The organism is Paenibacillus sp. J22P169 (assembly GCF_059691995.1).
In genome coordinates this window covers 406,673-423,052 of sequence record NZ_JCAUAO010000004.1, presented here as the reverse complement: position 1 = coordinate 423,052, position 16,380 = coordinate 406,673, and the positions used below count along the sequence as shown (strand labels likewise).

The 16,380-nt window shown below is 39.0% G+C and carries 10 protein-coding genes; 1 reads left to right on the top strand and 9 read right to left on the bottom strand.

Annotated features, from left to right (window positions below):
* Window positions 1–13: 13 nt before the first annotated feature.
* Genes AC58QG_RS22080 through AC58QG_RS22050 form a run of 7 tightly spaced genes read right to left on the bottom strand, consistent with a single transcriptional unit; the run spans window position 14 to window position 8,820 of the window.
* The gene (locus AC58QG_RS22080; RefSeq protein WP_497364275.1) at window positions 14–1,399 is read right to left on the bottom strand and encodes a glycosyltransferase family 2 protein; all 1,386 of its coding nucleotides are present in this window, start codon (window positions 1,397–1,399) and stop codon (window positions 14–16) included.
* Window positions 1,400–1,411: 12 nt separating this feature from the next.
* The gene (locus tag AC58QG_RS22075; protein ID WP_497364274.1) at window positions 1,412–2,689 is read right to left on the bottom strand and encodes a glycosyltransferase family 2 protein; all 1,278 of its coding nucleotides are present in this window, start codon (window positions 2,687–2,689) and stop codon (window positions 1,412–1,414) included.
* Window positions 2,690–2,706: 17 nt separating this feature from the next.
* Window positions 2,707–5,019, bottom strand: coding sequence for a glycosyltransferase (locus tag AC58QG_RS22070; protein WP_497364273.1), 2,313 nt, complete (start codon window positions 5,017–5,019; stop codon window positions 2,707–2,709).
* Between the two features lie 49 nt (window positions 5,020–5,068).
* Window positions 5,069–5,872 carry a glycosyltransferase family 2 protein gene (locus tag AC58QG_RS22065; protein WP_497364272.1) on the bottom strand — a complete coding sequence of 268 codons (804 nt, stop codon included), beginning with the start codon at window positions 5,870–5,872 and terminating at the stop codon, window positions 5,069–5,071.
* A gap of 35 nt (window positions 5,873–5,907) precedes the next feature.
* The gene (locus AC58QG_RS22060; RefSeq protein ID WP_497364271.1) at window positions 5,908–6,642 is read right to left on the bottom strand and encodes an ABC transporter ATP-binding protein; all 735 of its coding nucleotides are present in this window, start codon (window positions 6,640–6,642) and stop codon (window positions 5,908–5,910) included.
* A gap of 14 nt (window positions 6,643–6,656) precedes the next feature.
* Window positions 6,657–7,445: an ABC transporter permease gene (locus AC58QG_RS22055; RefSeq protein ID WP_497364270.1), complete on the bottom strand. Its 789-nt coding sequence runs from the start codon at window positions 7,443–7,445 to the stop codon at window positions 6,657–6,659.
* Between the two features lie 37 nt (window positions 7,446–7,482).
* Window positions 7,483–8,820 (bottom strand): UDP-glucose dehydrogenase family protein, encoded by a 1,338-nt coding sequence (locus AC58QG_RS22050; protein WP_497364371.1) that lies wholly within the window; start codon window positions 8,818–8,820, stop codon window positions 7,483–7,485.
* A 265-nt stretch (window positions 8,821–9,085) separates the two neighbouring features.
* On the opposite strand from AC58QG_RS22050, the gene AC58QG_RS22045 reads away from it, so the two are divergent.
* The gene (locus AC58QG_RS22045; RefSeq protein ID WP_497364269.1) at window positions 9,086–11,614 is read left to right on the top strand and encodes an O-antigen ligase family protein; all 2,529 of its coding nucleotides are present in this window, start codon (window positions 9,086–9,088) and stop codon (window positions 11,612–11,614) included.
* A gap of 101 nt (window positions 11,615–11,715) precedes the next feature.
* On the opposite strand, the gene AC58QG_RS22040 is transcribed toward AC58QG_RS22045, so the two are convergent.
* Together AC58QG_RS22040 and AC58QG_RS22035 are read right to left on the bottom strand one after the other, a co-directional pair.
* Window positions 11,716–14,751 carry a DEAD/DEAH box helicase gene (locus AC58QG_RS22040; protein WP_497364268.1) on the bottom strand — a complete coding sequence of 1,012 codons (3,036 nt, stop codon included), beginning with the start codon at window positions 14,749–14,751 and terminating at the stop codon, window positions 11,716–11,718.
* Between the two features lie 20 nt (window positions 14,752–14,771).
* Window positions 14,772–16,346: an SWIM zinc finger family protein gene (locus tag AC58QG_RS22035; protein WP_497364267.1), complete on the bottom strand. Its 1,575-nt coding sequence runs from the start codon at window positions 16,344–16,346 to the stop codon at window positions 14,772–14,774.
* Window positions 16,347–16,380 lie beyond the last annotated feature (34 nt).

The window sequence follows — 16,380 nt, the reverse complement described above, 5'->3', positions numbered from 1 at the left end:
CTCCTAAATAATCCTATCTATTTTTTTTCAGTTTGTGCCTAAACCAACCGCGAAAGGATCTTGTTTCCTGAACTAACTTACTTAAGCCATCATGATCTTTTTGAATTCGAGAAAAGAGTTGTTCTAATTTATTATAATTATCTGTCTGATGCTGTATTTCATTATGTAAATTTCTTACTTCATTTTCATAACTACTTCTTTGATGTTCTAACCATATCTTTCCTGCATTTAACTCCTCTACATAGCCTCGAAGTTCTTCAACTTGATTTTGGTAGTTATTTAGTTGCAGTTCCAACCATTCTTTTCCATCTAGCAAATTTGAAATATATTGTTTATTCTCATTCGATTGTTCCTGATAATTACTCGCCTGTTTTTCTAACCATGCTTTCCCTTTTTCAATCTCTAATACATATAAACGTAAATCATGGATAGCTTCTTTCCAATTTATAATTTGGATATAATCTTTATCAACAAGATTTCTCAAAAACACCTGCTGCCACTTCTCTTTTAATTCGATTGCATAAGCATCAGCCAAATCAAAATACCATTGTAAACTTTGAATAGAGTCCGTTAAATCCACTTCAGACAATTCTTTTGACTGAATAAATTTGTTAATAATGTATTCTACGGTACCTTCTAGAATGTATTTAAATAAATATGCCCTATTATAATTAACACATAAATCATAGGCTTGTTTATAGGCAATATTAATATCATAAAAATACTTTCTTTTTAGAATCTGGGAAATAGATTTGTCCTCATCATCACGCACTCTATAATTACATACTACTTCATTTACACTAGATATTCTGTTTGCTAATAAGTAACTGTGAACTGAAAAAACTAAATCTTGTGCAGCTATTTTCTCTGGAAAAAAAATATTACTTTCTTTAATAAAATTAGCTTTAAATATTTTCGTCCAAATAGCAGGCGGTAGTCTTAAAACCTCTGGTTTATTATCAATACTTTCAAAGACATTACTTTCATTTACTTCCGATTGTTCTTCTGGTGAATTTGTATTCAAATACCGGTATCTACCAAATGCAATATCGCTTTGTTCATTTTCAATATTATTGAATAACAATGCGCATGCATTGTCTTCATAGTAATCATCTGGATCAAGAAACATTAAATATTTACCTTCAGCATGCTGTATTCCTATATTTCTTGGCTTGCCCGCTGCACCGCTTCTTTCTGCTAAATGTAGTGATTGAAAATTTGCATACTTATTTGTATACTCATCCATAATCGTATCACTATTATCTGTAGAACAATCATTAACCATGATTACCTGTAAATTGTCTAAACCTATTGTTTGTCGCTCAATTGACTGTAACGCTTCTCTAATATAGGGCTCTACGTTGTAAACTGGGATAATAACGCTGATTTTATATTCCATAAAATCTCCTTCTTACGAATCACTAATTCCTAACTGTTCTTGTAATAAGGCATTGGATTTTTCCAGTTTTCGAATCCAATCCTTCAACTCTAAATTTATTTCATTCTGAGATAGAACTTCATTTCTATAATTACCCAACTGATTTTCTAACCATTTTTTCCCTTGTTCTAAATCTTCCGTCCAGAGCCTTAATTCAGATATTACTTCCTGCTGTCGAGTTATCTCTTCTTGATGGTTAAATAATTGCTGTTCAAGCCATTCTTTGCTATGTTCAAGCTCATTGATCCAGCTTTTTAGATTTTTAAAATCAGCCTTTCTAACATACTCGTATTGAAATCCTTGCCAAAAGAAATATTCATCTACTTTCATTTTTATAAAATCATTATATTTTAGACCAAAAACATTTAAAATATTGTCACGTTTTCCCTCACTTAGTTCTATTAGAAATGAACGAAATACTTGAAAGGCTTTTTCACGTTCTGTCTCATCTATTATTTGTAACATTAATTTGTTAATATAAATCATATCTGAAATGCAACGATTTTCCATTTCTCTCCAAGTATTTAATTGGAGAAAACTTTCTATTAAACGTAGACCTACAATACGATCCATAATAGTCTTGGCATTATACTGTTGGGTAATTGATTTGTTCTTATAATCCATTCTTTCTGTTCGCAAGTATACTATATCAGAAATTAATTTAACTTTTTTTGCATAATAAAATGTAAATACACTATGTGGAACATCTTCACCAATAATATTAGGAAATACAATATTATTGAATTTTAAAAAAGAGGATAAAAACAATTTTCCATGTATAACTGGGTGCCCAGATGTATATGATATATCCTCTTTAAAATTCCTTGTTAGATCCTTATTAAACCAACTATCGTAGAAAGATGGCTCTATAACACCGTTCTCCTTTTTCCATACTGACCTTCCTACCACAATGTCATTTTGGTCCTGTTCTGCCGTTTTATATAGTTTTTCGCAAGCATCGAAAGATAAGGCATCATCAGAGTCTAAAAAAGTTACATATTTTCCCACCGCAAATCTCATGCCATAATTCCGAGCTTCACCTAACCCTTCATTTTGTTTATGATAAATATGTATATTTTCATAGAAGTCAGCAAATTTTTGCGCTATAGTTACGCTAGAATCTGTTGATCCATCATTAACTATAATAATCTCAATATCTTTTAATGTTTGATTAACTAAGGAATTCAAACACATTTCAATGTATTGATCCACATTATACATTGGTACAATAATACTTATTTTAGGATTCATAAACCTATGTCTCCTCCTTATCGCAAAACCGTTCGTAACTTCCTTAAGACCTTGCCCAATCTAGTTATTTTAAATTTAGCTATATATCGCTGAATAAAATAGCGATTATTTAACCTTTTAAAGTCCTTGTATATAGTCTTAGGAGACTTCTGAAATTTAACAATCGCTTTTAGATATTCAGTTAATTGAATGGCTCGATTAGTATGAATTGCGCTTATTTCATACTCACAATATAATGATAAATAGTCATCAATTAATAGAGGGATCAGTTCTATAGCTTTGGCAATAGAACTTCTCTTCTCTTTACCCTTACCATTTTTCCATTCAATAAATTCATTTTCTATTCGGTCAATCATTTTTTTCTTTGTAAAGCTATCTTCAATTCGTTTACGACAAGCGCGATGTAGTCGTTCTCTTTCCTCAATAGAAAGAACTAAGACATCATTTAGAGCCGTGACATATTGTTCTACTTCTTCTACCGAAAAGTTCCGATTATCCAAATCCTTCGCCTCATCTTGATATAGCGAAAGAATTCTGCCCACTTCGTCGTTAATCAGCTCCTTCTGACCACCGACATCGGAGCTGACTACTGGAACCCCCATCGATAAAGATTCATAAGACGTTAAACTTAATCCTTCTTTTAAAGAACAGATTAATGTAACATCACTATCTCTGTAATAGGGACGAACATCATCTTGTAGCCCAACGCAATAAACCGTTTTCTCAAGGCCTTTTTTATTAATATATTCCTTAAGCTCTTCTAATTGCGGGCCATCTCCTACTACTATAAAAGCTACGTTAGGCAGATTATTTCGCAAAGCGATAGCAATATCCAACATTAAAAAGGGGCGTTTCTGTGGATGGATTCTGCATGGGAATAGCACTATAGGTCGACCATCTTCAATTTCTAATGCTCGACGGATCTGGCCTTTCACCACTTTTTCAGGATTGAATATTTGCTCATCCACTCCAATATACAATGTCTCTATATCTTCAGGTTGTTTTCCGAATGAATTAATTAATACTTGTCGTAGATGCTCGTTACATACATAGGTCTTCTCAATGATATTCCCCACTGCTCCGGATGTTCTTGCATATCCGCCAGATCTCCAATACCATTCTTCCATGTGAACGTAGTCAACTATAATAAGATTGGGAAACTCTTTTCTCAACCATGGGACTAAATAGTACCCATAATAGCTATTAGACACAAACAACGTATCGATATTGCGTGATTGTATAAAGTAATAAATAAAAGCTGCCCACTGATCTATATCCAAAAAAGACGTCAAATCAAACAAATCTACAACATGTTCCGAGAACCGTTGTCGCCATGTCGATTCTGCTGGATTTGTTGTAATGATAGACATTTCAAACTTTTCTTTATTTATTCGAGATACAATATCTAAATTAAATACGTCAGCCCCTCCCATTTCCATATGTGGAAGCAACATTAATACCTTTATTTTATTGTTACCAAGTAAAGGGCTTCGATTCCATCTCCATGTTTGAGGTTTAATAAAACTTGTCTTCACATTGTATCGAGGATATTCTATAGCTTCTAAACTATTGTTCACTTTCTCAGCTACTTGTAATATAATTTGCTTCGAACGCTTATGTGTACTTTTGTGTGTTTTAATATGACTAAGAACACCATGAGTAGTACGCCGATACCAGAAACCATACCACCCCATGTGAATTGGTGTTTTATTTGCCTGTAGTAGTTTTAGCCACAAATTCCAATCTTCATTATAATGTTTTTCCGTTTCGTTATATAAACCCACATCTATTAAATCTTGTTTACGGATACCAGCTGTACAAGTAAGTATATTTTCCGTTTTCATTTGTTTGGTAATAAACGCTTTTTTCCATAGATATTTTTGTTCAAAGAAACCTACACAATCTGTGTAACTCCAACTAGACTTAGGATTTGTATATAAGGACCAAAAAATGCATTCTACGTAGGTTGGATCGATAAGGTCATCTGCATCTAAAGGAATAATAATTTCAGTTCTTGATTTCCTGATCGCAAAATTCCTCGCAGTAGAAATTCCATAATTCTCCGTGTTGTAGATATGAATCCGCGAATCCAGTTTTTCAACATGTGCCAGTAATGCGACATCCTCTTTCTTTGTACAACCGTCATTGACAATAATCCATTCGAAGTATGGAAAGGTTTGATTTAGCACGCAATTTACTGTTTCCATAAAATACTGACCCGAATTGTAGAATGGGGTGATTATGCTGACTAGAGCATCGCCATCGTTATTTAAACTACGTTGGAAGCGTACTTTTCCTGGGGTTTTCGTATAATCAAATCCATCAACCAACGTAATAACCTCCAATAAGATAATAATTCCACTAATGCGTTGCTTAAAATTATCTCAAGATATTAGTTTTTATCAATCGAAAAAAACGATTCAGATACAAATATAAATAAGTTAGCAGACCAAAATAAAAAGGTATTTCGCCATTAAAACCCTTATTAAGATATTCTATCCGTATTTCCCTATCATATTTAAGATGATCAGATATTTGGGTATTTCCATATGTCGTATTGTTTGAAATTCTTTTATGATAATTAGCAAGTTCCTTAGAAATGACAACAATATTGTGCTTTAAAGAAAATCGCATGTTAAATTCCCAGTCGCCTAATACAGGGAAATCTTCACGATAGTAACCCACGTCAGCTAGGGCACTCCGTCTATACATAAAAGCATTTGTTGTAAATAAATTTCGTCTTGCCAACATATATTTTTGAACACGCTTAAGATTTGGATTAAACATTTTTGTTCTTATTTGGTTTATCTTATTATTTTCGATTTCTTCATATATTAGTACAGATCTTGTTACAACCCCATCAACATGAATATTATCTAAAACTGAAATACATTCTTCGAGATAAGAATTGTGCCAGGTATCATCATCATCTAGTAGGGTAATATAGCTACCATTGCAATTTTTAATTCCGATGTTTGTTGCAATTTCCATGTTTTGAGCATTGTCCAAATGAATAATTTTCAGCTTCTCAGATAATAAAACTTGATAATGAATTAATGCTTCCTCTAATTGTACTCTGTCACCGCCATTATTAATCAAAAGAATTTCCCACTTTGTAAATGACTGATGCAAAATTGACTGAATTGCACGCTGTAAAAGTATATTTCTATCCTTTGTTCTCACGATAATTGATACAGTACACAACTAAATATCCCTCACTATATACCTTCGTATTTTCTCAATACACTGTCTGTATTCCCAACTAGAGTAATGCTCCCTTTTTCCAATAATAAAGCACGATCACAAATCTTCTCTACTTGCTGAGCAGAATGTGATACAAAGAGTACAGTTGTACCTCTTTGTATTAGGGACATGATATGCGCTTCACTTTTCTCTTTAAATTTAAAATCTCCTACAGAAAGTACCTCATCAACAATCAAAATATCTGGTTCAACTACTGTAGCAATTGCAAATGCTAATCGTGCCAACATACCGGAGGAATAATTTTTTAATGGCACATCAATAAAATCGTGCAACTCTGCAAATTCAATAATTTGATTAGCCCGTTCCATCATAAACTTTCTAGAATACCCGAGTACTGCACCATTCAGGAAAATGTTTTCGCGCCCTGTTAAATCCATATTAAAACCTGCACCAAGTTCAATTAAAGGTGCCATGCTGCCACTGATTAGAACTTCTCCCTTTGTGGGTTTTAATACGCCTGCTATAACTTTAAGTAGTGTACTTTTCCCAGCTCCGTTTAAACCGACTAATCCAAAAACTTCACCTTTTCTGACTTCAAAGGACACGTTGCTCAACGCATGAAATTCTTGGTATAATAGCTTACCCTTTACAAGTTTAAGAACATACTCCTTTAAATTATCTACTTTCTCTTGACTCAAATTAAATACCATTGATACATCTTTTACTTCAATTGCATTGTTAGGATTCATTGTTACCTCCGCAACTAAACATAAAGGATAAACTTATCTTGTCGTTTATAAAATACAAACAAGCCAATTAGTAGACTTACTATTGCTATCACTCCACAAATAATATGCTGTTCTAATGTTGGCACCTTTCCATACATAACTATATCTCTAAACATTTCAAGAGTACTGTAAATCGGATTTAGTTCTAATAGAAATCTAAGGTTCTGAGGTATTATTTTCACAGGATAAAACAACGGAGTAAAGTACATCCATGCAGTAAGCAAAACCTCATATAAATGATCCAGATCTCTAAAAAACACTGTAAAAGCAGCAAGTATAAAACTAATCCCGACAGCAAATATAAAAGTATATAGTAGAGGAAATGGTAGTAACAATAAAACAGGAGTTACTTTCACTCCCCCACTAAAGATCGCAACAATTATGAGGGCAATTAATGAAAATGCGGTATTTACTAATGTGGAACAGCATTTTGCCAAAGGGAATATATATTTGGGAACATACATTTTTTTTATTAAAGAAGCATTCCCTACAATTGACTTCATTGCCGTTGATGTAGATTGTGAATATAAATCCCAAACGATCCGTCCAGTTAGGACATACACTGCAAAATAAGGGATATCACTTTTAAATAATGTTGCGAATATAACAGAAAAAACCACCATCATCATTAATGGATTCAATATACTCCACAGTACTCCTAGAATAGAGCGGCGGTATTTTATTTTAATATCATTGATTACAAGTTGATATAATAAAAATCTGTATTTTTTAAAATTCTCTATGTATCTTAATTTCCCGCTCATCTTCTAACCTCTAATCTTGATTAAGTCTTCAACATAATTACTTATTCTCTACAATAACATCTGGTCTACCTATCGAAAAATAATTAAACCCCATTTGTTTCATATCAGCCAAAGCAAAACAATTTCGTCCATCAAATATGACAGGCTCATTTAACAATTGTTTAACCTCTTGTAAATCCATCTTTTTAATTTCATCCCATTCTGTAACAATCATTATACAATCAGCTCCATGTATTGATTGTTGTAATGTGTTACAAAAAGTGACATCTAAATCACCGAAATATTTCCGGAAATTCCCCATAGCCACAGGATCATATACATTTATCTCGCAATTATACGTTAAAAGTTCATTAATAATTTTTACGGAAGGTGCTTCTCTCACATCATCTGTATTTGGCTTAAATGACAACCCTAATATTGCTATTTTTTTGTCACTCAATTTTTTCCCGAAAAAACGAAACGCCTTTTGCACTAAATTTATTTGTTGCTTATTGTTAACTGTGATTACACTTTTCAAAAGTTCAAAATCATAATCAAAATTACCAGCAATTTGAACAAGAGCCTTTGTATCCTTTGGGAAGCATGACCCACCATACCCAATGCCTGCCTTAAGAAATTGTGTACCAATTCTTGAGTCCATTCCCATACCTAAAGAAACACTTTCAACGTTAGCTCCAACTTTTTCACAAATATTAGCGATCTCATTAATAAAACTTATTTTAGTACTAAGAAACGCATTTGAAGCATATTTTATCATTTCAGCACTTCTTATATCAGTATGCATAATAGGAATTTTAAATGGCTCGTAAAGATTCTCTACTATTTTAAAAGCGCGTTCATTCTCTGTACCAACGATAATTCGATCACCATGGAAAGTATCATTTATTGCAGTTCCTTCTCTAAGAAACTCAGGATTCGACACAATATCAAACTCGCATGGCACAGATAAGTGTTCAGTAATAATTCTTTTCAACCAATCATTTGTTCCTACTGGAACTGTACTTTTCGTAATGATAACTGTATATTTCGAAATGTTCTTTGCTATCTGTACTGCTGCTTCTTCAATATAGCTTAGATCCGCACGCCCATTCTCTAGCGAAGGAGTACCAACAGCAATGATAATAATTTCTTTATTTATAAGTCCTAAAGATATATCATTTGTAAATCTCAGGCGATTCGCAGTTAGGTTTTTTTTTAGTAATGGCTCTAAATTAGTTTCATAAATAGTAGACATGCCATTATTTAATGTATTGATCTTTTCTTCATCATTATCTATACATGTTACAGTATAGCCAATATCTGCGAGGCAAACACCGCTAACTAGACCTACATAACCTGTTCCAACTATCGCAATTCGCTTTATTTCTCCCCCCATAGTGTTCAAATCTCCTTCTTTAAGTAAAAGCTGTTTTTGAATAGACCTAGTACTTTTCATATCATTAAATTGATTCATTAATCATCAAATTAGTATTAGTATTTTTGTTCATAAGTTGTTATGCCTTACCAAGTAATGGAGATTAGACAACAAATCTATCTAAAATCTTGTCGTTGTAGTGTGTATTCTATATTATCTATTTGGAAACCCTCTTCCAGTATGCTAAAATAAAGTCGAACTTTAGCGAAGAAGGAGATTATCTGGAATGAGTGCAAGTAAGAATGCCTACGCGGCTTCGCGTGCAAAATCGAGTGGAACAATAACAACGGATAAGAGCTCTATCATCTTTTGGGTATTGGCTGTGTTTACAGGCCTATTTATGTTCTGGGCACCTTTTCAAAGGGCGCTGTTTAATGGCGGTACATCAGAGTTTGAGCGAAGCATTTACTCCGCTTCCGTGTGGTCCTCCATCATCCTTTTGCTTGTTGCGATCCTAGCATTATTTGTGTTTAAGCTGCAAGAAAAGAAAGATCTCCTTACCATTCTGGTTTTCATTATGCCTCTTACTTATGTCATATCTTTGTCGAATGCAGCTTCTCACTATTTGGCAACTAATATGGTTTACATCCAAATGCTGTATGCAACTTTCTTCATTTTAGGTGTATTTTTGACAAAAAACAAGCTCGGCGCGTCGATTGTTGTCCGTTTATTCATGATCTCGGGATATTTCGTCGTGTTATTCGGACTTTTGTACTGGTTAGGTAACAAAACCTTCGCAGGACACCTAGTCGGATGGTTTGCGCTTATGGATGGAACTAGCGCGAATCTTTACCGTGATGCCGTTATGACTGACTCCAATGGTTTGCGGTTAACCTCAGTATTCCAATATGCGAACACTTATGCAGCCTTTTTAATTACACTAACGCTTAGCTCCCTTTTCTTCATTATCAAATCTCGAAAATGGTACGTGGTACTCACAAATGCGTTCTTACTGATTCCTACTATTGTCTCATTCTGGCTTACATTATCTCGTGGAGCCATTGTGGTAATCCCAGTAGTATTTCTCATCATGATGTTCTTCTTCAAAATGAGCCGTCAAATCTTAGCACTGGTTCAACTGGGACTTGCCTTCGTGACTTCTCTTGTCATTTTAGAAAAGGTAACGGATATTGGTATTGGACTGCAAAAGCAGACTAGTGCTTCAGAATCTTGGCATGGATGGTGGATTCTACTACTCGCTTCCTTAGTTTTCGCTGGACTGTCCGTCGCTATTCAACGCTTCGGCGAGCCGTGGTTGGAACGTATAACGGCTCGATTTGATGCCAAGAAATATGCAACATTCATTCTTCCGATAGCAGCTGTACTGATTGGCGTAGTTGGTGCCATTCTGATCCTAAGTGACACAGGATTTAAGAACATTCTTCCTGATAACGTGAAGACACGTATAGAGAATATCAACTTCCAGCAGCACAGTGTTTTGGAGCGTGGAACGTTTTATAAAGATGCTGTGAAGCTGTGGTCGGACTATCCGATCATTGGTGCAGGTGGCGGAGCTTGGGCTTCCCTTTATGAAAAGTATCAAAATAATCCATACACAAGTCGTCAGGCACATAACTTTGCTCTACAATATTTGGTTGAAGCAGGTGCCCTTGGTTTCCTTGCCTTTATCGGTTTTGTCATTGCCGTTAGTTGGTTCTATATTCGGAGCTACATTAAAAGCTCACAGGAAAAGCGAGACCTGCACTTTCTATTTTTCATTATCATGATTTCCCTGTTGGTCCACAGTATGATTGACTTTGATTTAAGCTATGTGTACTTAGGCGCGATTCTCTTCCTCTCATTAGGCGGGATGCTAAGCAACAGCTCCTCAGGTGAGCTGCGGCTGAAGTCGAAATCAACACTGATCCACAAGGCATTCCCTGCAACAATCGCAGTTCTGTCATTAGTTATGTTCTTTATTTCAGCTCAACTTCTCTCGGCCAATGGTTCCTACAAGCAAGCTGTTGAAGTTGTGAAAACGAGCAAGGATTACAATCAGATCGTGACACCGCTCGACAAAGCGATTTCTATGCATCCTGCTCATCCAGACTATTTGTTGACGGGGCAGGTTAGTCGCATTGGAATTCTCCTTAGTGTTTATAATCAAACACAGAAGGAAAACCCGAATGATCCGAAGAAGAGTGAGCCATTTTTCAATCAAGCCCAGGATCTGATGAATCAGCTTTTGAAAAAAGAGCCTCATAACCGCGTCGTGGCCATGCAACAGCTAAATATGCTTCTTATTAAAGGGAATCAACAGGCAGCTTTGGAGTGGTCAAACGCTCAAATTCCGAACTACCCTTGGTATATGGATATGTATGAGAAGAGTATCTCTCTGAATATTGAGCTAGCAGGACAAGCAAATGCAAAAGGCAATGCACAGGAGTTTAACACAAGATTAGATAGTGCACTTGCCACGTATAGCGATGTTCTTGCTCGCATTGATTCGTTGAAAAACCTACCTAAAGAACAAGCGCAAGGACGTGAATTCGCAGTCACACCATCAATGGCACTCAACATTGGCCAAATCAACTATATGCGCGGTGATTATAAAGGTGCTATTGCACTGATTCAACCACATATGACTGAGAATATGGATGACCAAGTGAACCGCCTATTAATCCGCTGGTATCTGGCTATTTTGCAGAAGCAAGGTACCCCAGATCAAGCATTGATGAACAAGCTAATTGCAAAAGATCCGGCTGAGAAGCAAAGTGTTGATGCTATCGTTGCAGCTGTTTTTCCAGCTAAATAGAGAAGGTGCCACAGAGATGTGGCGCCTTTTTTTGTGCCTAAAAAGCAGAAAGAGACTACAACCATCAAGAATGGCATAGTCTCTCTGGATACTACCTAAATCTACTTCTCAATCCACTCACGCCGTAAGGCAAAAAGTTCGCGCAGCTCGCTTGTCGACATCTCCGTGACCCAGTTCTCGCCGGTGCCGACGATTTGGTCACTGAGCCCCTGCTTACGCTCGATCATCTCGTCAATCCGCTCTTCGAGCGTACCGAGCGTAACAAACTTGTGCACCTGCACGTTGCGCGTTTGCCCGATGCGGAAAGCCCGATCCGTGGCCTGATTCTCCACGGCTGGATTCCACCAGCGGTCATAGTGGAACACATGGTTTGCCGCTGTAAGGTTCAACCCCGTTCCTCCTGCTTTCAGCGAGAGGATGAAGATGTGGCAACGCTCCTCCGCAGGGAGCGTCGCGTCCTGGAAGCGCGCGATCATCGCGTCTCGCTTCGCCCTAGAAACACCCCCGTGCAAGAACTGCACGGGTTCAGCCAGCGCCTGCGCAAGCGTAGCCTGCAGCAGGCGGCCCATCTCGACGAACTGGGTGAAGATGAGGCAGCTGCCTCCTTCGCTCCTAAGTTCGTCAATCATTTCAACCAGCCGCTCCAGCTTCGCTGAGCGTGCTCTTACATCCGCGGCGGCGAGTGCGCCGCGCCCCGCTTTTACCACTGAGCTTGAACTCGCTCCAGCCATCTCCTTCAAAAACAACCCCGGATGATCACAAATCTGCTTTAACTTCATCAAGGCGGTAAGGATTAAGCCTTTTTTCTCAATGTTATTTAAACTTTCCCCCAGCCCACTCGAGCCCTCAATCCTCTCCATCAAGCTCTGCACAACATTCTCATACAGCGCTCCTTGCTCTGTGGTGAGTCGTACATACGTCTTCCCCTCGTATTTATCCGGCAAGTCCAATTGAATCGCAGGATCCTTTTTAAGGCGTCTCAGCAGGAATGGCCTTATTAATCGCTGAACGCGCCCTGTCAGTTCCTTCGCGCCATCCCCATTCTTCTCGATAGGACCTACATACTGGCGGTTAAAATGAGTTAACGTCCCCAGGTACCCGGGGTTCACAAAGTCAAAAATCGACCATAACTCGGTCAATCTATTCTCAATCGGCGTGCCGGTCAACGCAATTCGCTGCCCCGCTTCAAGCTTACGAATCGCCTGCGACTGCTTCGTATAAGCATTTTTGATATTTTGTGCCTCATCCAAGCAAAGTGTATCCCATGTAACGCTTGACAGCTCCTCTTCATCCAACTGTGCGAGATTATAGGAGGTTATCACCAAATTTACATCCCCCAGCGAAGCTTCAAAAGCCTCCCCTTTTGCACGCTGCGCTCCATAATGAAGTTGAATCTGCAGAGTCGGTGCGAACCGAGCGAGCTCTTTCTGCCAGTTGCCAAGCACAGAGGTCGGACATATGAGTAACGAGGGTTTTGGTTTTGAATATGATTTTGCTCTTGATTTTCCTCCCGCCTCTCCTTCCCACTCCTCCTTCACCTTTAACAAATATGCAATAAACTGAATGGTTTTCCCCAGACCCATATCATCCGCGAGACATCCACCTAACCCTAAGCTTCGCAGGAACATTAGCCACGACACTCCCTGCACCTGATAAGGCCTAAGCTCCGCGTGCAAATCCTCAATTTTTTCCACAAGTGGGATGGACTTCGTCTGACCCAACTGTTTCATCAAGGCACGAAGATGACTATTGAGTTCTATCTTGACCTCTACAGCTTGCCTCTTCTCATCGTCATCCGCAGCGAGATCAACCTCATCTTCTAACAGATGCATTTCCAATACATCTCGGAAAGAAAATCCCTTCTTCTTCTCGACCTGCTTCATCGCATCGCGAATTTGTTCCAAATGCGCAGGATCTAGCTGCACCCATTTGCCTCGAATATAGATCAAGCGCTTCTTTTCTAATGCCATTTGCCCAAATTCTTCCTCAGACAAATCTACACTTCCCAGCGCCACTCGCCAATCAAATTGCACAATCTGATCCATCCCAAACATGGCTTTGCGCGTTGAGCCCACGGAGCTTTTGATCTTCGCTTTCAACTGAGGACGACCCATCTTCTGAATCTCTTGCCACCACGATGGTAAAAATACGGAAATACCCGCCGCCACCAGCTGCAGACTCGATTCGGTTAGGAACGTCCACGCCTCATCATCCGACAATTGCTCGATGATTTTGCCTGGTTGATACGTACTTTCAAGTTCGGGCAGCATTCGCAAAACACGTTTCGTTTGTTCATGAAGCTTATCTGCAATATCTGACTGCCAAGCAAGGGGAATTTCACCTACTAATACATTGCCAATGGAACTAAACTCAACGAATCGGTTCGCATCCCGGCGATCCTGTGCAATGAATCGCAGACGCCAGTCCGCTGCATTATCCTTAGCGTTCGTCGTCCCATCGACATACGTCTCTGCATAAGGTTCGACGAGCTGCACACAGATTCGATAGGGCGTATCGTCCTGCACCCATCCAATCGCCAAAAGCCAGTCCTCTTCCTTCATCCAAGACGACTCCGTCAACAAAGCCTCGAAACCTGGCTCGTTAACTCGCAGCAGCCTATTCGCTTGAAGTAATCCATCCCACACTTGAGCTAATCCGAAGTCTGGATCCGTCACCAGCAGCTCTTCAACGATACGACTGTACCAGCTCTGCCAAAAGCTTTCCGGAAACGCCTCCGAGCTAAGGTCTGTAAATCTCTCCACGTGCCCCACTGGTGCCCTAAGCTTCCACCCATTTTTCCCCTCACGCCAAAGCTCATAGGACGGCATATACCAGCCAGATTCAAGCGCCTCACTAAGAAAGATAGCTCCTTTTTGCAACACAGCAAATCCATCTTCCCAAGTTATACTGCTATGTAAAAGCACACCAGGTGCACGCAAGTAATCCAAAGCCATGACTGGAGAAAGCACAATCGCATCACCATAAGGAGTCCGAGTCACTTCCAGTTGCGTCCCATAGTAGGAGCGTTCATGCCAGGCAAAAAGCAGCTTGCGCAGCATATAACCCGGAACCTCGTTAGCCTGCTCCGTTTCACCATATAGAGCAAAACTCCCTGAGGGCAGTCTCTGCATTCTCATATAAATAGGTGACAAGGTCATCATGGAATCAAATTTCCTCTCCGCAATTCTTCATTGAAAGCCCGATACCGAGCGTATTGCTTCACGATTTGCCCCAAGTAGGCTTCAAAACGAGGTGTTAGCTTCAGCTTTTTATAAGCAGCCGCTAACTTCTTCAACAACTTAATGGCTTGTATATAATCGGGACGATTTTTCCCCTGAATAAATGCTTCTATTGCATGATGATAGATCGGCAGAAGGTATCGAACATTGGCTTTCTCGACGATTTTTAACTGTGCTGCATCGATCTGGGCGGTCGTTAGATCCAAAAGCAGACAGAGATCTGCCCATTCTTGGTACTCACCTTTCAATAGTAGGAATTTCGCATAATGATCGTAACTCGCAGGCAAAAGCGAAATCATGACTTCCCTCTGCTCTTTCTCTACATCTCGCTGTTCCGCTGCCAAACGCCAAAAATTCAAAAATTCACTCGCATAAATTCGCTCATTCCACGCCATCTTTGGTTTTAGCCACCGCAACCATGCCAATAGACGATCCCATTGACTCTCAAAAACGAATCCGTTCAAATAATCGAACCAATACGCAGGTACAATTTCAAAAATCCCCGAATCTGCTCGCTCCCATGCATTTTCATCCTCACTTCGGCAAATATCCAAATGAATAGAACCAAGCGCAGCGACTTGACGTGCTTGTTGACTCGCTCGCGAATCTGTAAGCAGCTGTCTAAGCCTTGCCTTTTCTAACTCCAGGATGTCCTTTTCCTGAAATAACTGTGACCATAACAGTTTATACAAATCGATCCAGTCGTAGAGGTTTGATCCTGAGCCTGTCTCGCACAGATCTGCCAAATAAGCCGATAATTCCTTCAAATGTCCAGCATACTGCTTGTACGCCTGATTAATATCAAGCACCTGAAGCGTTGCTACCAGCTGCTCACGAGCGTGGTTCAGGACCCGTTTGACATAATAGTTCGTATTCTGAAAATAGTCATACGTATCCGCCTTCGATCCCGCCATCGTATCGCACAGCTTGATCACATATAACGCCACTTGAACATCATATAGGCCTCGAATGGTCGGTTCCCAAGTGTCAGCCAGTTTATTGAGCTCTCTCCACGCACGGAGACAAACTTCCTCTAGACTAAACGCATTATAAATTTTCGCATTGCCATATTGTTTATTAAAATAAACCCGCCATATTTCGCAGCTATCCGTCGGCTCTGGTAGCCTAGTCTTATGCTTAGGTTTCTGCGGTTCTTCAGGCTCTAACCTCGCCACCGTCATCTTTCCTAACCAGAGCTCCTCCGGATCAAAGCCTTCAAGCTTCGCCACTTCAAACAACACCGCAGCCATATGCTTACAATAGTAGCCGTACGGACACGAGCAACTACTTCTTGTGAAGGACTTGAGATCCAAGGTGACCTTGTATCGGTTTGTCCCATCTGCCATTGCTTTTATAATCGAGGTACCTTCCACTTGAATATCCTTTACAGCACCTTCGTTGAAATATGCCCACCCTCTCGCGAGGATCACTTTATCAAATTTAGGACGAATCCGTTCTATCCAATACGGCCAGTCAATAATTAAATCTTGCATGCTTCCTATCCCCCGTTACCCAGTCAACTTCCTT